The sequence below is a fragment of the Priestia koreensis genome, assembly GCF_022646885.1.
GTDB lineage: Bacteria > Bacillota > Bacilli > Bacillales > Bacillaceae_H > Bacillus_AG > Bacillus_AG koreensis_A.
In genome coordinates, this window is record NZ_CP061868.1 from 4,387,521 (window position 1) to 4,411,479 (window position 23,959).

Here is a 23,959-nt window from a genome sequence, read left to right on the forward strand (position 1 = left end):
TCTAATGATTGATGTGGAAAGAAAAGAGAGCTTAAAATCATATAAATTTTCACTATATGGCCTTAAAAAACAAAATTGCTCCCACACCTGGATCAGGTAGTGGGAGCAATTCATTTATATAACACCAATCATTGTAAGCATTAATTTAAGAGCCCAAAAAAAATTCTACATACTCTGATTTAAAAAGTCAAGACCGATTATGATTCTTATTTCTCTTCTAAATCGTCTTCCTCTTCTTCTTCTTCAAACTCTTCGTCTAATTCTTCTTCTTCAATATCGTATTCTTCTTCATCATCGTCTACGATATCTTCTCCTTCAAACGCGTCACCATCGATAACTTCTAACTCTTCTTCTTCATCATCGTCGTCATCGTAGTCTAAGTCTTCTTCTTCGATTTCGTCTAATTCTTCTGCATCATCAAACTCATCGAACTCATCTTTAACAGGTGCTTTTTTACCTTTTTTCTTTTTCGGTTTTGCAACTTGTACCGTGTCGTCTTCGACTTGGTCAAACGGGTACCAATCTCTTAATCCCCAACGATTTTCACCAACCGATACAAAACGGCCATCAATATTTAAATCTGTATAAAATTGAGCGATTGTTGCTTTCACTTGATCTTGTGTAAGCTCCAAATAGTCAATAATTTGATCTAGGATTTCTTTGAATGAAATAGCTGTACGATCTGTTCTTTCTGCTAGAATATCATAAGCCAATTCAATCATGGACATTTCTTTAATCTCTTCTTTTGAGTATTGTGCTAGACTCAAACTGGGCACACCCTTTCCTATGGAATAATCGGAACTAAGATTTAAAATCTATAAGAATTTGTAGTAATTAGGACAAAATCTAATGGATCATTACCAAATACATACCATTCATTATAAACAAATTCATTACATTTATGCTAGTGTTCCTTGCACTCTTTCTAAAAAAATCTTTGGTTCACCACAAATGCTACTAGAATATCACAGCATTTGCTTTTTGTGCATGATTTATTTTACGATAATCTTCTTTGAAGTCAAATGTCCATTTATAGGAAAATGAAAACAGCCCCGTTTGCAAGGCTGTTTCCGCTTTTTACTTTCTCATCGTATTTACCAAAGCTCTCTATTACATATTACGACGATACTGTCCGCCCACCTCATATAGAGCACGCGTAATTTGACCAAGGCTTGCGACCTTTACCGTCTCCATTAGCTCCGCAAAAATATTATGATTTTGACGAGCCGCTTCTTTTAAACGTTGAAGAGCAACTTCAGTCTTCTCCTCATGCGCCTTATGGAATAATTGAAGCTGATCAATTTGATACTGTTTTTCTTCGTTAGACGCACGTGCAATCTGAATTTCATTCATTTCTTCAGCAGAAGGTGGATTCGGATTCATATACGTATTTACACCGATGATTGGAAGTTCACCTGTATGCTTTTTCATCTCATAATCCATTGATTCATCCTGAATTTTCCCGCGCTGATACTGCATTTCCATGGAACCTAACACACCGCCGCGGTCATTCATTCTTTCAAACTCTTGAAGTACTGCTTCTTCTACTAAATCCGTTAATTCTTCAATAATGAATGATCCTTGAAGTGGATTTTCGTTCTTCGTTAGGCCGTGCTCTTTCGTAATGATTAGCTGAATCGCCATTGCACGTCGAACCGATTCTTCTGTCGGTGTCGTAATTGCCTCATCATATGCATTCGTATGAAGCGAATTACAGTTATCATGCAGTGCCATTAAAGCTTGAAGCGTTGTACGAATATCATTAAAATCAATTTCTTGCGCATGAAGGGAACGTCCCGACGTTTGAACATGATATTTCAGTTTTTGGCTACGCTCGTTTGCTCCGTACTTATTTTTCATCACTACTGCCCAGATACGTCTTGCCACACGTCCGATGACCGTGTACTCGGAATCTAGCCCATTACTGAAGAAGAATGAAAGATTCGGTGCAAAATCATCGATGTTCATGCCACGACTTAAATAATATTCGACATACGTAAATCCATTCGCTAACGTAAAGGCAAGCTGGGAAATAGGGTTTGCGCCTGCTTCCGCAATATGATAGCCAGAAATGGAGACAGAGTAATAGTTACGCACTTTATTGTCAATAAAGTACTCCTGAATATCGCCCATCATTTTAAGCGCAAATTCCGTAGAGAAAATGCACGTATTCTGCCCCTGATCTTCTTTTAAAATATCTGCCTGAACCGTTCCCCTTACAACGTTCAATGTTTGAGAACGAACTTCATGATATTCTTCAGGCGTTAAAATGCGGCCTAACTCCTCTTCCTTCTTCACCACTTGTTGATCAATGGCCGTATTCATGAACATGGCTAAAATGATCGGAGCTGGTCCGTTAATCGTCATCGATACAGATGTAGAAGGGTGGCAGAGATCAAATCCGCTGTAGAGCTTTTTCATGTCATCAAGCGTACACACACTTACGCCACTTTCGCCAATCTTACCAAAAATATCTGGGCGAACAGCAGGATCTTCTCCATATAACGTAACAGAGTCAAACGCCGTACTTAATCGTTTTGCAGCATCATCTTTGGATAAGTAATGGAAGCGGCGATTTGTTCTCTCAGGTGTTCCTTCCCCCGCAAACTGGCGCTTCGGATCTTCACCTTCACGCTTGAATGGGAATACCCCAGCCGTGTAAGGGAATGATCCTGGGACGTTTTCTTTGTACACCCATCGTAAAATTTCACCGTAATCTTTGAAAGGAGGAAGCGCCACTTTCGGAAGCAGTAGACCGGACAGTGTTCTCGTCTTCAGCTTCGTTACGATTTCTTTGTCACGAACTTTTGTGACGAACTCCTCTTTTTCATATTGTGATTTTAGATCGTGCCACCCTTTTAAAATTTTCGCAGAAGCTGGCGTTAGTTTCTCTTGATAGCCTTCTTTTACTTCCTCAAGTGCCTCTACCACTGATGGCTGATCTTTGACTTCCTCAAGAGCTCCTTCAAGTTGGAAAAGTTTTCGTGCGGCATTTGCCTGAACATCCGCATGCTCGTGATAGTGACGAACGGCATCCGATATTTCTCGTAAATAATGCTGACGGTTCGGCGGGATAATCATATTTTGCTTTTCCACTTTATCCGTGCGTTGAAGAGCTGTCTGCCAATTTAAGTTCCACTTTTTATTCATTCGATCAATAAGTTCAACGAACAGCGTATTAACACCCGCGTCATTAAATTGGCTTGCCATCGTTCCGTATACAGGCATTTCTTCAATCCCTTGTTCAAACAGCGTATGATTGCGCTGATATTGCTTTTGAACCTGTCTCTTCGCATCCTCAGAGCCTTTTTTCTCAAACTTATTGATGACCACAAGATCCGCATAGTCGATCATCTCAATTTTCTCAAGCTGTGAAGGTGCACCGAATTCACTTGTCATTACGTATAAAGCCATATCACAAACATCTTTAATTTGAGCATCCGCCTGACCAATTCCACTCGTTTCAACGACCACGATATCAAAGCCTGCTGCTTTGACAATCGAAATCACGTCCTGAATCGCCACAGACAGCTCATTCCCTGAGCTTCTTGTCGCCAAGCTTCTCATATATACTCTAGAAGTCGAGACAGCATTCATGCGAATACGATCTCCAAGAAGCGCACCGCCTGTTTTTTGCTTCGTTGGGTCAATCGAAATAATCGCCACATTCAGTCCATCTACATCATATAGAAAGCGACGCAATAGCTCATCTGTCAGCGAGCTTTTACCTGCTCCACCCGTTCCCGTAATACCGATAACAGGAATGTTGTTCTTTTGATCGCGTACTTTTTCTTTAATTTGCTCAAGACCCACTGCAAGCTCTTTCGTACCAGCATGCTGATTTTCAGCCAACGTAATAAGCTTTGCGATATCGCGGTGACTAGCTGGTGTTAACCCATTAAGATCCTGCGGCATATCCGTTAACGTCGAAAAGTTACATTCTTCAATCATTTGATCAATCATACCTTGAAGGCCTAGCTGTCTTCCGTCCTCAGGTGAAAAGATTCGAGCAATCCCATAACGATGAAGCTCATCAATCTCTTTCGGAATGATAACCCCACCGCCACCTCCGTAAATGCGAATATGAGGCGCTCCTTTTTCCTGTAGAAGATCATGCATATATTTAAAGAATTCCACGTGTCCACCTTGGTAAGATGAAATCGCAATTCCTTGTACATCCTCTTGGATAGCTGCATTTACAATATCTTCAACAGAGCGGTTATGACCGAGGTGAATAACCTCGGCGCCACTCGCTTGAAGGATTCGGCGCATAATATTAATTGATGCATCATGTCCATCAAACAGACTAGAAGCAGTGACAAAGCGTATCGGTTGTTTTAACGTTGCATTACTCAACGAGATGCCCCCCTTAAATTTGACGTTCGATTGAAAAACCTTGCAGTAAAAACTTCGTTTGCATAGTCGTATATTCTTCTAGTGAATATAACTTTTGCAGACTCCACCTTCTAAATGCCCACATCTGACCTTGAACAAAAATATGGTGTGCCAACAGCTCAACTTCTTTTTCTTCTAAGTCCATGTATCCGTTCTTAACGCATCCTGCAATAATCTCTTCAAAAATCGTGACCATTTCAACTTCTTTTTTTAGTACGTAAGGCAAGGCATCTTTTGATAGCGACTTAACCTCCTGATACATGACAAGTACTTCATCCTGCATTTCATCCACAACTTTAAAATAGTTTTCAATTGCCTGCTTTAAGTTGTCGATGGAATAATTCTCTTTGCAGATCACTTTTTCTAAACGACCTCTTACTTGATCATAAATACTGTCACATACTAAATACAAAACGTCTTCTTTTGTTTTAATATATTCGTACAGAGTTCCGATGCTGAACCCTGATGATTTCGCAATTTCTCGTGTAGTGGTGCGATGGAAGCCTTTCTTCTTAATGAGAGTAACAGCTCCCTTAACCATTTGGTCACGCCTTTTTTCAATAAGACGCTGATCCTTAACAGATGCATGTACTTCTCGTTTCCTTGTCATAATTCATCTCCTAGTTATTTAGTTAAGTAGCGTGAAATAACTAAGCGTTGGATCTCTTGAGTGCCTTCATAGATTTGAGTAATTTTTGCATCACGCATGAAACGCTCTACCGGATAGTCTTTCGTATATCCATAACCACCAAATACTTGAACCGCTTCTGTTGTCACTTTCATTGCAGCGTCACCAGCAAAAAGCTTGGACATTGCGGATTCTTTTCCATAAGGTAACCCTTCTGATTCAAGCCATGCTGCTTGATAGGTTAATAGACGCGCTGCTTCAACTTGTGTCGCCATATCAGCTAATTTAAAGCCAATTCCTTGCTGAAGTGCGATCGGTTTTCCAAATTGTTCGCGCTCTTTCGCATAAGCGACAGCTGCATCTAACGCTCCTTGTGCAATTCCAACAGCCTGTGCAGCGATTCCATTTCGACCTCCGTCTAGCGTCATCATCGCAATTTTAAAGCCGTCTCCTTCTTCACCTAACATGTTTTCCTTTGGCACACGGCATTCTTCAAAAACAATCTCTGTTGTTGGTGAGGAACGAATTCCAAGCTTACTTTCTTTTTTCCCAACTGAAAAACCTGGCATATCCTTTTCAACGATAAAGGCACTCGTACCGCGCTGCTTTTGACTTGGATCTGTTAAAGCAAACACAACGTAAAAGTCAGCTATGCCACCGTTCGTAATAAAGATTTTCGATCCGTCTAAAATGTAGTGGTCTCCATCTTTTTTCGCCGTTGTTCTCATACCACCCGCATCAGATCCAGATCCTGGTTCTGTTAATCCGTAACCGCCGATACTTTTTCCTTGTGCCATTGGTTTTAAGTACTTTTGTTTTTGCTCTTCGTTACCAAACTTGTAAATTGGCCAACCTGCTAATGATGTGTGAGCAGATAAGGTTACACCCGTTGATGCACATACTCTTGATAACTCCTCAACTGCGATACAATAAGCTAAGTAATCGCTTCCAATTCCACCGTACTCTTCAGGCCATGGAATACCTGTAAGTCCAAGGTCTGCCATTTTATCAAAGATTGCGCGATCAAAGCGCTCTTCTTCATCACGTTCTGCTGCTGTAGGTGCTACTTCATTTTTCGCAAAGTCACGAACCATTTTACGAATCATTTCATGCTCTTCAGATAGTTTAAAAAACATTTCTCCCAGCTCCCCTTTGTTTATAAATGCTTGCTGATGACGATACGTTGAATTTCACTCGTTCCTTCATAAATCTCACAAACCTTTGCATCTCTGAAATATCGCTCTACCGGGTATTCTTTTGTATACCCGTATCCTCCGAACACTTGAATCGCTTCTGTGGACACATTCATCGCTGTCGTAGAAGCGAATAATTTTGCCATAGACGCTTGTTTCCCACATGGAAGACCATTGGCACGAAGATAAGCAGCCTGATAGACAAGAAGCTTTGCTGCTTCTACCTGTGTCGCCATATCAGCTAATTTAAACCCAACGCCCTGTTGACGGACGATTGGTTTTCCAAACTGAACACGCGTATTGGCATAATCCGTTGCCGCTTCAAGAGCTGCTTCGGCGATCCCTAATGATTGGGCGGCAATCCCTATACGGCCCACATCCAAGTTCGCCATGGCGATCGTAAAGCCCTCGCCTTCTTTTCCAAGCAGGTTTTCCGCTGGCACCCTCATTTGATCAAAATGAAGCTGTACCGTTCTAGATCCGTTTAACCCCATTTTGTGTTCATCTTTTCCAACGATAAAGCCCGGCATTGATTTTTCAACGATAAAAGCTGAAATTCCTCTTGTGCCTTTATCTGCATCGGTCTTAGCAAACACGATATACGTATCCGCCTCTCCGCCGTTTGTAATAAACATTTTAGAGCCATTCAGGATGTATTCGTTCCCTCTCTTTTCTGCTCGTGTTTTTAACCCCGCAGCATCTGACCCAGCCTGTGGTTCTGTAATACAAAAAGCACCTAGATATTGACCTGAAGCTAGCTTTGGAATGTAGCGCTGTTTTTGTTCTTCCGTTCCAAAATATAAGATCGGGTTTGTTCCGACAGATGTATGAACAGATAAAATGACTCCCAGTGTAGCACTCACTTTTGATAGTTCATGAATCGCTAAAATATAGCTGATAAAATCCAGTCCTGCCCCGTCATACTCGTCTGGAATCGGAATTCCCATTAATCCTAGCTCACCCATCTTTGCTAAGATTTCAGATGGAAACTCTCCTTTTTCCATCCTCGGAATAAAAGGCTCTACTTCTTTTTGAGCAAAGTCTCTAATCATTTTTTGAAGCATTTTTTGTTCAGCCGTGAAAGTTAAGCTCATCGTGCTCCCCCTTATGAGTACGTATAAAAGCCTCTACCTGTCTTCTTGCCAAGCCACCCTGCTTTTACATATTTTCTGAGAAGAGGACATGGGCGGTATTTGTCATCCCCAAATCCTTCATGCAACGTTTCCATAATATACAAACACGTATCTAAGCCGATAAAATCAGCTAGTGTAAGAGGTCCCATTGGATGATTCATACCAAGCTTCATTACTTCATCAATGGCTTCTTTTGTCGCAATTCCTTCGTAAAGCGTAAAAATGGCTTCGTTGATCATTGGCATTAAAATACGGTTGGAAACAAAACCTGGGAAATCGTTCACTTCGACTGGCACTTTGTTTAAGGTTTTTACGACCTCATGAACCGCATCATACGTCTCTTGAGAAGTTGCTAAGCCGCGAATGATCTCCACAAGCTTCATCACAGGAACTGGATTCATAAAGTGCATTCCGATCAAGCGCTCGGTCGATTTTGTCACTGCGGCAATCTCCGTGATTGGCAATGATGACGTGTTCGTTGCCAAAATAGCGTCCTCTTTCGCAATGACATCTAATCGTGCGAAAATGCTTTTCTTTACTTCCATGTTTTCAACCGCTGCTTCAATAATCAGATCCGCACGCTCTGCTTCCTGTAAATTTGTTGTGAGCGTAAAACGATCCACGATATCATGTAGCTCCTGAGAAGAAAGCTTTCCTTTATCCACTTGTTTCTCAAGGTTGCGCTGAATACCTTTCATTCCTCGTTCAACAGCTTCCTGCGCAATATCATGTAAAATAACATCGTACTTTGCCATCGCAAACACTTGTGCAATACCAGACCCCATTTGTCCAGCGCCCGTGATCATTACCGTTTGAATATTCATCCCTATTCCCCCACTTTTTTAATGTACTTCGATCATAATGGCATCACCTTGGCCGCCACCACTACAGATGGATGCAACGCCGATTCCCCCACCGCGTCTTTTCAGTTCATGAATAAGTGAAACAATAATACGTGCTCCGCTTGCGCCGATTGGATGTCCCATCGCAACCGCTCCGCCATTTACATTAATTTTTTCTTCGTCAATGTTGGATAGCTTTGCACTAATAAGAGCTACCGCTGCAAATGCCTCATTAATTTCAAACAGGTCAATATCATCTACGCTCTTGCCCGTCTTTTCAAGCAGTTTGTTAATAACCAGACCCGGTGTTTTCGGGAAATCCTTCGGCTCTGTCGCCATTGATGTGTGACCTAAAATCGTTGCAAGTGGTGTTCTTCCTTCTTTTTGTGCACGTTCCTCGCTCATTAAGACAAGTGCTGCTGCCCCATCATTAACACCTGGTGCATTCCCTGCTGTAATCGTTCCTGCTTGATCAAAAATTGGCTTTAAAGCAGAAAGGCGTTCAAACGACGTATCTTTTCTCGGCGCCTCATCAGTTGAAACAACAAGTGGATCTCCTTTTCGCTGCGGAATAGACACAGGGACAATCTCTTCTCCCCAGTTACCATTTTCCTGCGCTTTAATTGCTCGCTCGTGGCTACGTAATGCCCAGCGATCCTGTTCTTCTCTTGAGATCTCCATCTCATCAGCTGACTGACTTCCGTATTCCCCCATTGCCACACCCGTGAAGCTACACGTTAAGCCGTCATGAGTCATTAAATCTTTTGCAAGTCCATCCCCCATGCGGAAACCAAAGCGTGCTTTCGGAAGAATGTAAGGAGCGTTACTCATCGATTCCATTCCACCAGCGACGATTACTTCCTCGTCTCCTGAACGAATAATTTGATCTGCGAGTGTGACGCTTCGCAACCCAGAAGCACACACTTTGTTAATGGTTTCTGTGCCAACTTCAAATGGTAAACCCGCATGATGAGCAGCCTGGCGAGAAGGAATTTGTCCTTGTCCTCCTTGCAGCACGCTTCCCATAATGACTTGCTGTACATCTTTTCCCTCTAACTGCGCACGAGTAAGCGCTTCCTTAATTGATATGCCGCCTAACTCAGAAGCTTTTAATGTACTTAGTGCTCCTCCCAATTTCCCTACAGGTGTACGTACGCCACTTAAAATCACTGTTTTAGTCATCATAGTTCCCCCTTGTTATGGTCATTGAATGGCTAATCGTGATGAAAGACTCAACATAAAATGCTTGTTGAGCCTCCACCACTTTTACCGTCTACTATTTTAAGAAGCTACTTCTTTCTTTTTGCCAAATACGGATTGTTCTAGAAGTTCTGCCACGTCATATGTTCCAACACGGTCTTCTACTTCCTTCGCTTTCGTACCATCGCTTAACATCGTTAAGCAGTACGGACATCCAGAGCTGATAACAGTTGGATTAACCATCATTGCTTGCTCAGTACGAGCGACGTTGATACGGCTTCCAGCGGTTTCTTCCATCCACATTAAGCCTCCACCAGCACCACAGCACATTCCTTTTTCGCGATTACGTTCCATTTCAACTAAGTTCACGCCTGGAATGGATTTTAAAATATTACGAGGCGCATCGTACACTTCATTGTAACGTCCTAGATAGCAAGAATCATGGAATGTTACCGTCTCAGATAACTCGTGAGTTGGCTTTAATCGACCCTCTTCTACTAGCTGTGCTAAAAGCTCTGTATGATGATAAACTTCGGCTTCTAATCCAAAGTCAGGATACTCATTTTTAAATGTGTTATAAGCATGCGGGTCGATTGTAACAATCTTCTTCACACCTGCTTTTTCAAACTCCTCGATATTCTTTGTTACCATCTCTTGATATAAGAACTCATTTCCAAGACGACGAGGCGTATCTCCAGAGTTTTTCTCCTTGTTCCCTAGAATCGCGAACTTCACACCCGCTTCATTTAATAGCTTTGCAAAAGCAAGTGAAATTTTTTGGCTACGGTTATCGTAAGAACCCATTGATCCTACCCAGAACAGGTACTCAAATTCCTCGCCAGCCTTGCTTAATTCTTTTACTGTTGGAATGCGAACAAATTCATGCTCATCACGCCAAGTTTCTCTTTCTTTACGGTTTAGACCCCAAGGATTTCCTTGGCGTTCGATATTTGTCATTGCACGCTGTGCATCTGGCTCCATTTTCCCTTCCGTTAGAACTAGGTAACGGCGCAAATCAATAATTTTATCCACATGTTCGTTCATAACTGGACATTGATCTTCACAGTTTCGGCAAGTTGTGCAAGCCCAAATTTCTTCTTCTGTGATGACATCTCCGATTAAGGAAGGATTGTATTCGAGCGTCGCAGCAGACTCTGTAGCACCCAATCCTGAAGCTGACATTGCTAATTGATTTCCTTTTGTATTTGAAAAAGCATACGTTGGAACCCAAGGAGCTTTAGATGTAATCGCTGCACCTTTTTCCGTTAGATGATCACGCATTTTGATAATTAAATCCATCGGTGACAGCATTTTTCCTGTTCCCGTTGCCGGACACATATTCGTACAGCGTCCACATTCTACACATGCATACATATCAATAAGCTGATGCTGTGTAAAATCTTCAATCTTCCCTACCCCAAAGCTTTCTTGTGTTTCATCTTCAAAATCAATTTTTTCTAGCTTACCAGGGTTTGATAAGCGGTTGTAGAACACGTTCACAGGTCCTGCAATTAAGTGAGCATGCTTTGATTGTGGCACGTACACTAAGAATGAAAGCAGGAAAATTAAGTGAATCCACCATGCAATGTAGAAGATCACGATTGATGGATGCTCCCCTATCCCACTTAGCACGACTGAAATAACAGATGCAACTGGTTCGAACCAAGAAAATTCTTCGTCAAACCAAACGATTGATACCCCATTTCCAATTAAAACAGACAGCATCAATCCACCGATAAATAATAGAACAAGCCCTGACTTAAAACCCCTTTTTAGTCGAACAAGCTTTTCAACATAACGGCGGTGGAACGCCCATACAACAGCAACTAAAATCACAAGTGATACAATCTCTTGGAAGAACGTGAAAATTGGATAGACAGGTCCTAGCGGCAAATGCGAACCCGGCTTTAGCCCCTTCCAAATAAAATCAATTGCGCCAAATTGAACAAGAATAAATCCATAGAAGAACATGACGTGGATGGCCCCACTCTTCTTATCCTTCAATAGCTTTTTTTGTCCAAATACGTTCACCCAGATTTTATCTAAACGTTCTTTGACACGGCCATCAAACTCCACTTTCTTTCCTAGCTTGATGTAGGCCATGCGCGTCCGAATTAAATAGACAAAAAGCGAGATGGCGTAAGCGGTTACAAATAAAAATAGTATTAAGTTTGCCCACAATAAACCCTTCATTGTTTTGTATCCCCTCTCCTGCTAAAAAATCTCTTCATCCCTTGTTGAATCATAGAAATTTTCTGAATAGTATATTACATACATTGTAAAATTGAATGAGCATTCAGTCAATAGATAATATCAAATTATAATCATGAAATAATATTTGATCTTACGGTCACACTAAAGAAAAAGGAGGCGTGGACGTTGCTAGCGACATTAATCGTAATTTTATTACTCATTATCTTCATCGCATGGCTCGCTATTGATTTTGCTGCAGGAAAACGAGCAATGTTACGATCCATTCCCGAACCGAAATATCCTAGTCGAACAGGTTCCCTCCAACTTTTTACGAACGGCAATCATTTATATGAGGATTATTTTGCAGAAATTGAAAAAGCCATGTCATTTGTCCATATTCTTTTTTATGTCGTTCAAGACGATGATATTAGTAAAAAATTCTTTGCGCTTCTGGAAAGAAAGGCGAAGCAGAATGTTGAAGTTCGTCTTTTAGTGGATTGGATCGGAAGTGCAAAGATGACGTCGAAATCTATTCGCTCGTTAAAAGCAAGCGGCGTTCATTTTTCTTATAGTCATTTACCCAAATTTCCGTATTTGTTTTACACATTAAATGCCCGCAATCACCGAAAAGTTACGATTGTGGATGGAAAAATTGGTTATATCGGAGGATTTAATATTGGACAGGAATATTTAGGATTGAATCCCGTGCTCGGCAACTGGAAGGATTATCACCTAAAAATGAGGGGAAAAGCAGTAGAGGACTTAGAAATGCAATTTCTTTTAGACTGGAAGCGAGCTACTTCAGAGGATTTATTGGATTGCTCCGATTACTTTTGTTCCCTTCCTGAAGGTGACCTAGAGATGCGTATTATGTCCTCAGAAGGAAAGTCCTTGGAATCTGATTTTTTGTCTCTAATTGAGCGATCAGAAAAAGAACTGTGCATCGGAACTCCTTACTTTGTACCAAGTCAGCGGCTATTTCAAGCTCTTTTAGACGCTTTAAAACGAGGAGTAAGTGTTCATATCCTTATGCCGATGAAGCCTGATCATAAATTTGTAAAAGACGCTGCGTTTGCTTACATACCCGCTCTTTTAGAAGCCGGGTGTCATATTCATCAATATTATTATGGGTTTTACCATGCTAAAACAATTATCGTAGATGAGACCATTTGTGACATTGGAACAGGAAATTTCGATAAGAGAAGCATTTTCTTAAACAGTGAAATTAATTGCTTCATAACGACCCCTTCGTTTGCGAAGCATGCACGAGATACGTTTTTTCGAAACGTAAATGAATGTAAGCCACTGGAGCTTTATCACATCGAAAAGCGAACACTATTTGAAAAAGGAAAAGAAATGGTGGCAACATGGGTTTCCCCTTTCTTGTAAAGGAGAGTGACAGCAATGCTCGTTCGATTCGGATATGTTTCACATGCTCTATCTCTTTGGGAAGCATCCCCTGCTCGAACGTTAACGTTCACAAGATGGCAGAAGCTCCCGAAAGAAGAGCGGCTAGAAAAACTGATTTCCGTTACCCGTGAAAATATTTGGAACACAAAGCGCGCTATTTTTTATAACATTGCGCAAGAAATCCCACTATATCGCCTCTCCTCTTCCCTTGTTCCTCTTGCTACACATCCGGAAGCAAAGTGGGATTATGAGTCGATTTTCGAGGAAGAATGGCGGGATTTAGGTCGTCTCATTAAAGAACATAAACTACGGGTTAGCTTTCACCCGAATCAATTTACGCTGTTTACTAGTGACAAAAGGCACGTCACCGAAAATGCCGTCTCTGATATGCAATATCATTACAATGTGTTAAAGGCGATGGGTCTTGAAGAGGAATCGGTTATCAATATCCACGTCGGGGGCGCTTACGGAGACAAGACCAAAGCCGTAGAGCGATTTCATCAAAATATTAAGCAGCTTCCAAACGAAATTAAACAGCGAATGACGCTCGAAAATGATGACAAAACGTATACAACGGATGAAACATTAACGATCTGTCAGCACCAGCAAATTCCCCTCATGTTTGATTATCATCACCATCAAGCAAATCCAGGTGAAGAAAAGCTTGAAAACTTACTAGCTTCTGTGTTTGATACGTGGTCACATATGAATTTAAATCCTAAAGTACATATCTCCTCACCGAAATCGGAAAATGCCTTTCGAAGCCATGCAGACTATGTGTCATTAGAGTTTGTGGAACCTTTTTTCCGGCTGGCTAGGGAGCTAGGACGGGATTTTGATGTCATGATTGAGGCAAAGCGTAAGGATCAGGCACTTTTAAAGCTTGTCGAGGATATTGCATCTATTCGCGGAGTTAAGCGAATCGGTGGCGCAACGATTCAGTGGAAATAACCAATAGAAAAGAACCTATCCGACGACCGGATAGGTTCTTCATGATTACATTTTCTCTGGAGCAGAAACGCCAATTAGCGCTAAAGCATTTTGAAGTGTAATTTGAACAGCCTTTACTAGTTCAAGGCGTGCTTTACTTCTTTCCGCATTTTCAGCATCCAATACTTTTTCAGCATTGTAGAAGCTGTGGAACGTAGAAGAAAGATCAAAGATATAATTTGTGATGCGGTGTGGAATACGTTTTGTCGCTGCTTCCGCTACCGCTTCTGGGAATTCCCCAACTTTTTTAAGTAAGTCCATCTCTTTTTCAGATGAAATATGAGATAGATCTGCTTTGTCATCTAATACGATTCCAGATTCTTCACCTTGGCGAAGAATACTGCAAATACGTGCATGAGCATATTGTGCGTAGTATACAGGATTTTCATTTGATTGAGATACCGCTAAATCTAAGTCAAAGTCTAGATGCGTATCTCCACTTCTCATTGCAAAGAAGTAACGTGTTGCATCTAATCCTACTTCTTCAATTAAATCACGCATCGTAACAGCTTTACCCGTGCGTTTACTCATTTTCATTTTTTCGCCATCTTTGAATAAGTGAACAAGCTGAATGATTTCAACTTCTAACGTATCTTTCCCGTATCCTAATGCTTGAATAGCCGCTTTCATACGTGGAATATATCCGTGATGATCCGCACCCCAGATATTAATTAGCTTGCCGAACCCACGCTTGATTTTATCTTGATGATACGCAATATCTGGCGTTAAGTATGTGAATGAACCATCTTGCTTGATTAATACGCGATCTTTGTCATCACCAAACGTTGTGGAACGGAACCATGTTGCCCCGTCTTCTTCATAGATGTGTCCTTGCTCACGTAGCGTTTCTAACGCGTCTTCAATTTTTCCATTTTTGTATAGAGATGTTTCTGAATACCAAACGTCAAATTTAACGCGGAACTCTTCTAAGTCCTGTTGAAGCTTTTTCATTTCATATTTTAACCCGTAATCACGGAAGAAGTTAAAACGCTCTTCTTCGTCTACGTTTACGTATTTATCGCCGTACTCTTCTGCTAATGCTTTACCAATTCCGACGATGTCCTGACCGTGATAGCCGTCTGCTGGCATTTCTTTTTCCATGCCTAGTGCTTGCATATAGCGTGCTTCAACAGAAAGAGCTAAGTTGTTAATTTGATTCCCTGCATCGTTAATGTAATATTCACGAGAAACGTCATAACCTGCTTTATCAAGAACGTTACATAATGAATCACCAACTGCCGCCCCGCGAGCATGTCCTAAGTGAAGATCACCTGTTGGGTTCGCAGAAACGAACTCAACCTGAATTTTTTCACCTTTTCCAGCATCTGATTCACCGTAAGCTGCGCCAGCTTTTAATACCGTTGGAATAACGTCTGTTAAGTAGCTGTTATCCATATAAAAGTTAATAAAACCAGGACCTGCAATTTCAATCTTTTCAATGGATGCTTTTGATTTATCAAAGTTTTCAATGATAGCTTCAGCAATCATTCTTGGTGCCTTTTTCGCTACGCGCGCTAACTGCATCGCCATATTTGTGGAGTAGTCACCGTGTGCTTTGTCCTTTGGTGTTTCTAATACGACTTCTGGGATTTGCTCTTCTTGTGCTAATTCTGCTTTAAGAACCGCTTGTTTGACTTCTTCTTTTAAGCGATCTTTTACTTGTTCAACAATATTCATGAATGTTGCTCCTCCTTAAATGTGATCGTTAGCGCATATCTTCCTGCCTTTTCACCTTGTAGATACAGGTCGTAAGAAAGAAAGAGGCGACCTTTTGTATTCATCTTTTTATTCTCAATGTTGTACGTTAACGTACTCATCTGTAATGGACCATATGGACTGGCATAGCTTCCTTCTACTTGCTCCTGCTTTCGGAACACCTGTCTCATTTTAAATAGGCCTGAGCGCATAATGATAACTTCATCAGGCTTTGCCTTTACAATCGTTGAAACATTCCCGTCTTCTAGCTTTTCTTCATATGTTAAGTACACCACACCATCTTTTTCGTGGAGGTGACCATTTGCTTTAAAGGAATTGGTTTCTTTTCTTTGCCCATCACGAATATCTGTGACGACGTGAACTTGAACCTCGCGTTTATCTGCAGCTGAGGGATTATTCATACTGATTACACTTCCCTACTATTCCGTACTTTTCATGATTAAATATAAGAAACAATCTAGTATCATATGAGATATGAATGGCCGACTGATTTTTACTTTATAACTTAAATAGTATAAACATTCTGCTAGGAGAATTCAACATCAGGAAGAAGGAAAAACAATGACTTCTTTTTATATGTAGATTAACCATTCTTCTTACTGCTATTGTTGCCACAAACTATTCATTGTGAACATCATGTAAAATTTTTTTATTTTAAAGCAAAAAACGTCATTTCATTATTGTGTTTCAATGTATTTAATGTCATCATAGTGAATATTTATAAATTTTATTAGTTAACGATTAAGCAATAGGGGAGAGTTTTTACGATGCTAGTACTCATTAAAAACATAGAGATTTATGCTCCGCAATATGTAGGAAAAAAAGATGTGCTACTCACAGGAGGAAAGATCGGTTACATCGATAACTCCATCGAACTTCCACATCACCTCCTTACCGATACAATTAACGGCGAAGGAAAGTTTTTATTTCCTGGTTTTATTGATGGCCACGTACATATCACAGGTGGTGGCGGTGAAGGTAGCTACAAAACGCGTACGCCTGAGCTTCAGCTTACAGATGCTACGCTAGCTGGTGTTACAACGATCGTAGGCGTAATTGGAACGGACGGAACGACTCGGACAATGCCTGCCTTAATTGCCAAAGCAAGAGGATTGGAAGAAGAGGGAATCACGTGTTATGTACACACAGGAAGCTATCAAGTACCTGTTAAAACGCTAACAGGAAAAATTGAAGATGACTTAATTTTAATCGATCGCGTAATCGGGGCTGGTGAAATCGCCATCAGTGACCATCGCTCTTCACAGCCTACCGTAGAGGAAATGGCGAAGATTGCATCAGCAGCACGAATTGGTGGAATGCTGTCAGGAAAAGCTGGTATTGTAAATGTCCACCTAGGGGATAGCCACTCAAAACTACGATTATTAGAACAAGTCATCGAGCAGCATGATATTCCGGTTAAAACGTTCCAACCTACTCACATTAATCGTAATCCATACTTATTTGAAGCCGGAATTGAGTTTGCAAAAAAAGGCGGATACGTCGACTTTACGACAAGCACTGTTCCAAGCTTTCTAGAAGGTGGTGAGGTAAAGTGCAGCACAGGATTGAAACGAATGCTTGAGAGCGGTGTTCCAATCGAACACATTACCTTTACCTCTGATGCTCAAGGTAGTTTGCCAGAATTTGATTCAGATGGGAATTTAGTCGGGTTAAAAATTGGCCGAGTGTCTTCCTTGTATGAAGAAGTTCGAGACGCTATTTTACAAGAAAATGTACCGATTGAAACGGCCCTTCAAGTGATCACGTCTACACCAGCGGCCGTGTTAAAGCTTTCATCGAAAGGCCAAATTGAGGTTGGTCGAGACGCAGATCTTGTTCTAGTAGACAAAGAATCTCTCTATATTCAGGACGTTTTTGCGAAAGGCGTATGCATGGTTCGAGACGGAGAAGCGGTCAAAAAAGGAACGTTTGAATAAAAAAGAAGCGAGCTTATCACTCGCTTCTTTTTATTTTACCCATCCTAAAATCATTTCACGGATAAGCTTACTTGCTGTATTTGCCGTTTGCTCTGACACGTCATAGATTGGCGCTACTTCTACTAAATCTGCTCCCACAACGTTTAGATCAGAATTTGCAATCGCATGAATCGATGCCAATAATTCTCTTGATGTAATACCGCCGCAATCCACTGTTCCTGTTCCAGGAGCATGTGCAGGATCTAGTACGTCAATATCAATCGTTACGTACACAGGACGGCCTGCAAGCGTTGGCAAGATTTCTTTCAATGGCTCAAGCACCTCAAATTTTGAGATGTGCATTCCAACTTCTTTCGCCCATTGGAATTCTTCCTTCATACCTGAACGAATACCAAATGAATAGACGTTTTTCGGTCCGATTAGCTCTGCTGCTTTACGAATTGGCGTTGAGTGAGAAAGAGGCTCTCCTTCGTACTCTTCACGAAGATCCGTGTGAGCATCCATATGGATAATCGCTAGATCCGGATACTTTTTATACATTGCTTTAATGACAGGCCAAGATACTAAATGCTCTCCGCCCATTCCCATTGGAAACTTGTCTTCTGCTAGTACTTTATCCACGAATTCTTCAATCATTTCAATGCTACGCTGCGGGTTACCGAACGGAAGCGGGATATCACCAGCATCAAAATATTTTACATCCTCTAATTCACGATCTAAATAAGCGCTATACTCCTCTAGACCGATTGATACTTCACGAATACGAGTTGGGCCGAAACGAGACCCAGGACGATAGCTAACCGTCCAGTCCATTGGCATTCCGTAAAGAACGGCTTTACTTTCATCAAAGTTCGGATGACTTTTAATAAATACATTTCCAGAATAAGCTTCATCAAAACGCATGGTTGTTCCTCCATTTCAAGATTTAATTTAGGAAAATACACTTGGAAAAAGGGAGTTCCAAAAGTTACGGTACGTTGGAACCCCCTCTCTTTTCTTATCTATCGATTATTTTACTAGGTCTGCTACAAATTTCGGTAAAGCAAATGCTGCTTTATGAATATCTTTTGTATAGTATTTTGTTTCCATGTCATGGAAGCGATCTTCACTTACTTCAAGTGGATCATGCTTCTTAGAACCGATTGTGAACGTCCAAAGACCGCTTGGATACGTTGGGATGTTCGCCACATATAAACGTGTAATTGGGAAGATCTCACGAACGTCACGTTGAACGTTTGTGATTAGTTCCGGTGTGAACCAAGGGTTATCTGTTTGAGCAACAAATACACCATCTTCTTTTAATGCTTTTGAAATTCCAGCATAGAAGCCTTTTGTGAATAGGTTAACAGCTGGTCCTACTGGTTCAGTAGAATCAACCATGATAACATCATATACGTTTTCGCTTTCAGCAATGTGCATGAAGCCATCGTCTACTTTTACTTCAACACGAGGATCTTCAAGAGCGCCAGCAATGCTTGGCAAGAACTTTTTAGAGTACTCGATTACTTTACCGTCGATTTCAACAAGCGTTGCTTTTTTCACGCTTGGATGCTTTAACACTTCACGAATTACTCCGCCGTCTCCTCCGCCAACAACTAATACGTTTTCTGGGTTTGGATGTGTAAATAACGGTACATGTGCAACCATTTCATGATAAACGAATTCGTCTTTTTCCGTTGTCATAACCATGCCGTCTAGTACTAACATGTTGCCGAACTCTTCCGTTTCAATCATATCTAATTTTTGAAAATCTGTTTGCTCTGTATGTAACGTGCGTTTAATTTTCGCCGTAATTCCAAAATTCTTTGTTTGTTTCTCAGTAAACCATAATTCCATCTCTTCAACTTCCTTTCTATTCTTAGAGTGAATTCAAGGATAGGTTTCCCTAACACAAGTAATACAAACACGAAATCAGTATAGAGGAATCTAGCAAAATTGCAAGAAAAATTTTAGCCGGATTGAAAACGGATGCTATTCATTACTAGATTTCGCTCTCTATTTTATAGAGAGACGTTTAAAAAATTGTTTTTCACCTCATACTGATTGCTAAAAGAGTACGGGAGGGTGAAAGATGGAGATCATTTTTATAGAGCGTTTGAAAAAAGCGAGAAAATATATCCGAATGGGCATTCTATTAGCTTTATTAGTGTGTGTTCTTTTTCTCATTGGCTTCGGTCTCCTATTCACCTATGCAAAAGTGGCTGGACCTCCACCTCTATCTGTTCCGCAAACTGTTACGTTCTATGCACAGGATGGGAGCGTCATTGGAGAAATGAGTCATGGGGAGAAACGTTACTGGGTACCGTTAAAAGATATTTCTCCGTTCTTAACCGCTGCGACAGTATCGATTGAAGATCAGCACTTTTATCAACATCACGGCTTTGATGGAAAGCGAATTGGTGGTGCGATTGTCGCTGATATTAAGGCGGGCGCAAAAGTGCAAGGTGCAAGTACGATTACGCAACAGTATGCGCGAAATCTGTTCCTAGGTCATGATAAAACATGGGAGCGTAAAATTGTTGAAGCACTTTATACCGTTCGCTTGGAAACAAACTATACGAAGGCCCAAATTTTAGAAGGGTATTTAAATACCATTTACTACGGACACGGAGCGTATGGGGTAGAGGCCGCATCGCGGTTTTACTTTGGTAAATCAGCGAAAGATTTAACACTTGCAGAAGCATCTGTTCTCGCTGGAATCCCAAAAGGTCCTACCTATTATTCGCCTATGGATCATTTAGATAATGCTAAAGCACGACAAAAGCTAATTTTACGCTCCATGGTTCGCGATCATAAAATTAGCCAAAAAGAAGCGTTGTCTGCTCAAACTGTGGCGCTCAGCTTCGGTACAAAACCATATATTGAAAAGCAACAGCTTGCTCCTTACTTTGTAGATAGTGCTAAAGCGCAGCTTATTAATGAATTAAAGATTGATCCTGATATGATTAAAACGAAAGGGTTAAAGGTGTATACAACCCTGAACCCTTCCTTACAAAAGATTGCGGAAGAAACCGTTCGGAGCACGGTCGCCGATTATTCCGATATTCAAATTGCACTCACTGCGATCAACCCAAATAATGGACAAGTACAAGCTCTTGTAGGCGGGCGTGACTATGAACAAAGCTCTTTTAATCGAGCCACGCAGGCTGTGAGACAGCCTGGATCGACGATGAAGCCTTTTCTGTATTATGCAGCATTAAAAGAAGGATTTACTCCTTCAACGGAAATGAAGAGCGAGCCAACTACGTTCACAATGGCAGACGGGGTATCTAAATACACACCGAGCAACTACAACAATTATTATGCCGATGGCCCAATTACGCTTGCTCAGGCAATTGCTCTTTCAGACAACGTGTATGCTGTAAAAACAGATATGTTCATCGGTGAAAAAAAGCTGATTGAGACCGCAAAGTTGTTAGGCATCTCCACTCCTCTTAAAGAAGTTCCTTCACTTGCCCTAGGCACGTCGGGAGTGAAGCAGGTGGAAATGGCCAACGCCTACGGAATTCTGGCGAATGGCGGAAAAGAAGTAAAGCCTTCCTTTATTCAACGAATTGAAACGTACGATGGACAAACGGTCTATGAAGAACCAATTCAACATAAGCAGCTGTTAGATCCTAAAGTTGCTTTTGTCACGAATCAGCTGATGACTGGCATGTTTGATCCAAAATTAAATGACTATACATCTGTGACAGGTACACCGATTTTAAAACAGCTCTCCCACGATTACTCGGGAAAGTCCGGTACAACACTGACGGACAGCTGGATGATTGGCTCATCTCCAGAGCTCACCACAGCGGTTTGGTCTGGATATGATGACAACCGAGAAATGACGTCACCACCTGAACGTAAATATACGAAAGAAATTTGGGCGACTTTTATGGAGAAAGCTCTTCGCAATCAAGGAGCTTCTAGTTTTTCCACACCAAAAGGAGTTGTTGGCGTACTCGTAAACCCTGATAATGGAAAGCTAGCCACACCGACCTGCCCTGTGGCCCGCCTTACTTATTACGTAAAAGGCACAGAACCAACTGAATACTGCACGGAGCATCTGCACCATAAAAAAGCGAAGAAAGCAAAACCTGCTCCAGAAAAGCACTGGTATAATTCCTTCTGGGATTGGATGCGATAAAAAAACGCCGCTTGTCAAATATGACAAGCGGCGTTTTTCGTTATTCTAAACCTGCTTTTAATTCATCACTTGAGCGCTCCCAAAGCTCCTCATTATGAGACTTTAGGAAGTCACGTAACAGATGCTTAGACTTTTCATCCATATGATCGACCATAATAGATCGTTTCATTGATTTATCCATTTTGTTTACGTGCTCTGGCAATGATTTGTACCCGCGACGGGCTTCACGATTAACGGTCATCTCACATGCCGTCACACCTGCGTAATACGGTCCTTCTGCACGACGATCAATCGTTACCCAAACGAGCCAATAGAGTTTCCCTTCAGGTGCGTCCTCACGATTAGGTAAAAACTTAATACCTCGCTCAACAGCGCTTCTTGCGTGCATCGCGCCAATATCAACAAACGCCTCTCCGTCCTCTGGGCAGACGAATACAGGTGAAATATTATCAAGGCTTAATGCCCCTACACCAAAGCCTCCGTGGCCATCTGTTGGGTCGTTTTTGATGATATTAAAGCCCAGTTTCTTTTTCTTAGGTTGTTCTTCCATCTTACATCCTCCTTAAAAACCAATAATCGGTCGTAAAACCGTATCAATTAGATTTGCTAAAAATGGGATTCCGACATTGTAAATCGGACTAATGACAAACTGATCGAGCGGCGTAATCACGATGACCAAAAAGAGGAATATTCCCCATGGTTCGTATTGTGTCATTCTTGCTCGAACAGGGTTCGGCACAAGATCTTCAATTACTCGATAACCATCTAGCGGTGGAAACGGCAGTAAGTTAAAGAGAAACAGCAATAGATTAATGGTCATGAACATATTAAAGAAGCGAAACACAAACTCATGACTGACGCTGTCTACTCCTAATCTTAGACAAATATACCATATGGCAACCCCAATGAACGCTAGAATAAAGTTACTAATCGGACCTGCAATCGACACAAGAACTCCAGCTAGTCTAGGTCGCTTAAAATAAAAGCGATTCACTGGCACTGGTCGCGCCCATCCAAATCCCCCTATGATTAAAAACAATGTACCCAAAGGATCCAAATGAGCCAACGGGGAAAGCGTCAATCTGCCTTGATTTTTGGCTGTTGGATCGCCAAATTTATACGCAACGTACGCGTGTGCAAATTCATGAACAGTGAAGGCGATCAACAGCGAAATCACTACAAATGGAATTTGTTCAATAGGAAAGGCTAAAAATTGTTCCACTCCGTTTCTCCTTTTTGTCTATTTTACGCAAAGCCGTGACTACACTTCTGTAGCACCTTTGCGTTCTATTATCTTCAGTATACTATATCAACCTATTCTGTTCACTAGAACCGCTGTATGCATCCATATCGTCCCTATCCTAGACAGTTGCACGATAAGCCTGAAAAGCAGTACACTAATATCGAAAACGTTTTCTAAAGGAGGAACTAAAATGCCATACGTAACGGTTAAAATGCTAGAAGGTCGCACAGAGGATCAAAAAAGAGCGCTCGTTGAAAAAGTAACAGAAGCAGTTTCAGAAACAACAGGTGCATCCAAAGAAAAAGTAACGGTTTTTATTGAAGAAATGTCTAAAAACCACTACGGAGTAGCAGGTAAACGTTTGAGCGATCAGTGATAATGAGAAAGCGAAATGATTAATCATTTCGCTTTCGTTGCTTTAATCCCTCAATATACTCGTAGGCTTTTTCAACTTCTTCCACTGTATAACGTTGCTTACTTTTTAACGTAAACACCTTTTCCTGCACTTCTTCTTTCGGTAAGTTTTCAAAATACAATACCGTTGATACAAGCTCTAAAAAGCGTGAGTTCTGTTCGTTCATATCACTCATGCATTCTCCTAAACATGGAAGGTCCAGTTCAAAATGACTTAAAAACTCTTCACCTGAGTCTGTTAATGCATAGCGATACTGCATGTATCCGCCTTTTTTTTCTTTTACTTCATTAATAAACCCTAAATTACAAAGCTCTTCTACTCGTAGGGTCAACTCCTCGGAGTAAGGTCCAAAAAAATGAAAGTTATACTTCTCGTAAAACGGGAACTCCAGCTTTTTTGCGATAAAGATCATTTTCTGCAGCTTTTTTCTCCCGACTACCTCCCCTACCGAAGAAAATGCTTTTATAATTTTTGCATGCTCATTTAACAAAGCCCCTTCAACTCCTATACGTACACACCTTATTTTCTTCAA

At 41.2% G+C, this 23,959-nt stretch carries 20 protein-coding genes; 5 read left to right on the forward strand and 15 right to left on the reverse strand.

What is annotated here, in order from left to right:
• Positions 1-206: 206 nt before the first annotated feature.
• The 8 genes from rpoE to IE339_RS22950 form a co-directional block, all read right to left on the reverse strand.
• Positions 207-776, reverse strand: a complete 570-nt coding sequence (rpoE, locus tag IE339_RS22915) for a DNA-directed RNA polymerase subunit delta (RefSeq protein WP_315906061.1) — start codon at positions 774-776, stop codon at positions 207-209.
• A 334-nt stretch (positions 777-1,110) separates the two neighbouring features.
• Positions 1,111-4,356 carry a fused isobutyryl-CoA mutase/GTPase IcmF gene (gene icmF, locus IE339_RS22920; RefSeq protein ID WP_242172218.1) on the reverse strand — a complete coding sequence of 1,082 codons (3,246 nt, stop codon included), beginning with the start codon at positions 4,354-4,356 and terminating at the stop codon, positions 1,111-1,113.
• Between the two features lie 13 nt (positions 4,357-4,369).
• Entirely contained in the window at positions 4,370-5,005 is a 636-nt protein-coding gene (locus tag IE339_RS22925; protein WP_053403745.1) for a TetR/AcrR family transcriptional regulator, read from the reverse strand.
• 14 nt (positions 5,006-5,019) lie between these two features.
• On the reverse strand, positions 5,020-6,159 hold the full coding sequence (locus IE339_RS22930) for an acyl-CoA dehydrogenase (RefSeq protein WP_242172227.1): 1,140 nt from the start codon (positions 6,157-6,159) through the stop codon (positions 5,020-5,022).
• Positions 6,160-6,179: 20 nt separating this feature from the next.
• Entirely contained in the window at positions 6,180-7,310 is a 1,131-nt protein-coding gene (locus IE339_RS22935; protein WP_242172236.1) for an acyl-CoA dehydrogenase, read from the reverse strand.
• Between the two features lie 11 nt (positions 7,311-7,321).
• Positions 7,322-8,173: a 3-hydroxybutyryl-CoA dehydrogenase gene (locus IE339_RS22940; RefSeq protein WP_242172239.1), complete on the reverse strand. Its 852-nt coding sequence runs from the start codon at positions 8,171-8,173 to the stop codon at positions 7,322-7,324.
• A gap of 18 nt (positions 8,174-8,191) precedes the next feature.
• Complete coding sequence (locus IE339_RS22945) at positions 8,192-9,373, reverse strand: acetyl-CoA C-acetyltransferase (RefSeq protein WP_242176291.1); 1,182 nt, start codon at positions 9,371-9,373, stop codon at positions 8,192-8,194.
• 99 nt (positions 9,374-9,472) lie between these two features.
• Positions 9,473-11,584 carry a (Fe-S)-binding protein gene (locus tag IE339_RS22950; RefSeq protein ID WP_242172248.1) on the reverse strand — a complete coding sequence of 704 codons (2,112 nt, stop codon included), beginning with the start codon at positions 11,582-11,584 and terminating at the stop codon, positions 9,473-9,475.
• Between the two features lie 186 nt (positions 11,585-11,770).
• Between IE339_RS22950 and cls the strand changes: the two genes are divergently transcribed.
• A complete protein-coding gene (gene cls / locus IE339_RS22955; protein ID WP_242172259.1) occupies positions 11,771-12,973 on the forward strand; it encodes a cardiolipin synthase in 1,203 nt (400 codons plus the stop codon).
• Between the two features lie 15 nt (positions 12,974-12,988).
• Entirely contained in the window at positions 12,989-13,945 is a 957-nt protein-coding gene (gene uvsE, locus IE339_RS22960) for a UV DNA damage repair endonuclease UvsE (protein ID WP_242172267.1), read from the forward strand.
• 45 nt (positions 13,946-13,990) lie between these two features.
• On the opposite strand, the gene argS is transcribed toward uvsE, so the two are convergent.
• Positions 13,991-15,661 carry an arginine--tRNA ligase gene (gene argS, locus IE339_RS22965; protein ID WP_242172271.1) on the reverse strand — a complete coding sequence of 557 codons (1,671 nt, stop codon included), beginning with the start codon at positions 15,659-15,661 and terminating at the stop codon, positions 13,991-13,993.
• Entirely contained in the window at positions 15,658-16,101 is a 444-nt protein-coding gene (locus IE339_RS22970; RefSeq protein WP_242172274.1) for a YwiB family protein, read from the reverse strand. The genes argS and IE339_RS22970 overlap by 4 nt, the downstream gene beginning before the upstream one ends.
• A gap of 366 nt (positions 16,102-16,467) precedes the next feature.
• Here IE339_RS22970 and iadA point away from each other — a divergent pair, with 366 nt between their 5' ends.
• The gene (iadA, locus tag IE339_RS22975) at positions 16,468-17,637 is read left to right on the forward strand and encodes a beta-aspartyl-peptidase (RefSeq protein ID WP_242172286.1); all 1,170 of its coding nucleotides are present in this window, start codon (positions 16,468-16,470) and stop codon (positions 17,635-17,637) included.
• Positions 17,638-17,667: 30 nt separating this feature from the next.
• On the opposite strand, the gene speB is transcribed toward iadA, so the two are convergent.
• Together speB and speE are read right to left on the reverse strand one after the other, a co-directional pair.
• Entirely contained in the window at positions 17,668-18,540 is an 873-nt protein-coding gene (gene speB / locus IE339_RS22980) for an agmatinase (RefSeq protein ID WP_242172304.1), read from the reverse strand.
• Positions 18,541-18,645: 105 nt separating this feature from the next.
• A complete protein-coding gene (speE, locus tag IE339_RS22985; RefSeq protein WP_242172319.1) occupies positions 18,646-19,473 on the reverse strand; it encodes a spermidine synthase in 828 nt (275 codons plus the stop codon).
• A 235-nt stretch (positions 19,474-19,708) separates the two neighbouring features.
• Between speE and IE339_RS22990 the strand changes: the two genes are divergently transcribed.
• Entirely contained in the window at positions 19,709-21,769 is a 2,061-nt protein-coding gene (locus IE339_RS22990; RefSeq protein WP_242172321.1) for a transglycosylase domain-containing protein, read from the forward strand.
• Between the two features lie 40 nt (positions 21,770-21,809).
• Here the strand turns inward: IE339_RS22990 and IE339_RS22995 are convergent, their stop codons facing one another.
• On the reverse strand, positions 21,810-22,319 hold the full coding sequence (locus IE339_RS22995) for a YwhD family protein (protein WP_242172335.1): 510 nt from the start codon (positions 22,317-22,319) through the stop codon (positions 21,810-21,812).
• Between the two features lie 12 nt (positions 22,320-22,331).
• Positions 22,332-22,991 carry a site-2 protease family protein gene (locus IE339_RS23000; protein WP_242172337.1) on the reverse strand — a complete coding sequence of 220 codons (660 nt, stop codon included), beginning with the start codon at positions 22,989-22,991 and terminating at the stop codon, positions 22,332-22,334.
• 211 nt (positions 22,992-23,202) lie between these two features.
• On the opposite strand from IE339_RS23000, the gene IE339_RS23005 reads away from it, so the two are divergent.
• On the forward strand, positions 23,203-23,388 hold the full coding sequence (locus IE339_RS23005; protein WP_053403761.1) for a 2-hydroxymuconate tautomerase: 186 nt from the start codon (positions 23,203-23,205) through the stop codon (positions 23,386-23,388).
• A 19-nt stretch (positions 23,389-23,407) separates the two neighbouring features.
• Here IE339_RS23005 and IE339_RS23010 read toward each other — a convergent pair whose 3' ends face one another.
• Positions 23,408-23,917 (reverse strand): YwgA family protein, encoded by a 510-nt coding sequence (locus IE339_RS23010; protein ID WP_242172339.1) that lies wholly within the window; start codon positions 23,915-23,917, stop codon positions 23,408-23,410.
• Between the last annotated feature and the right edge of the window lie 42 nt (positions 23,918-23,959).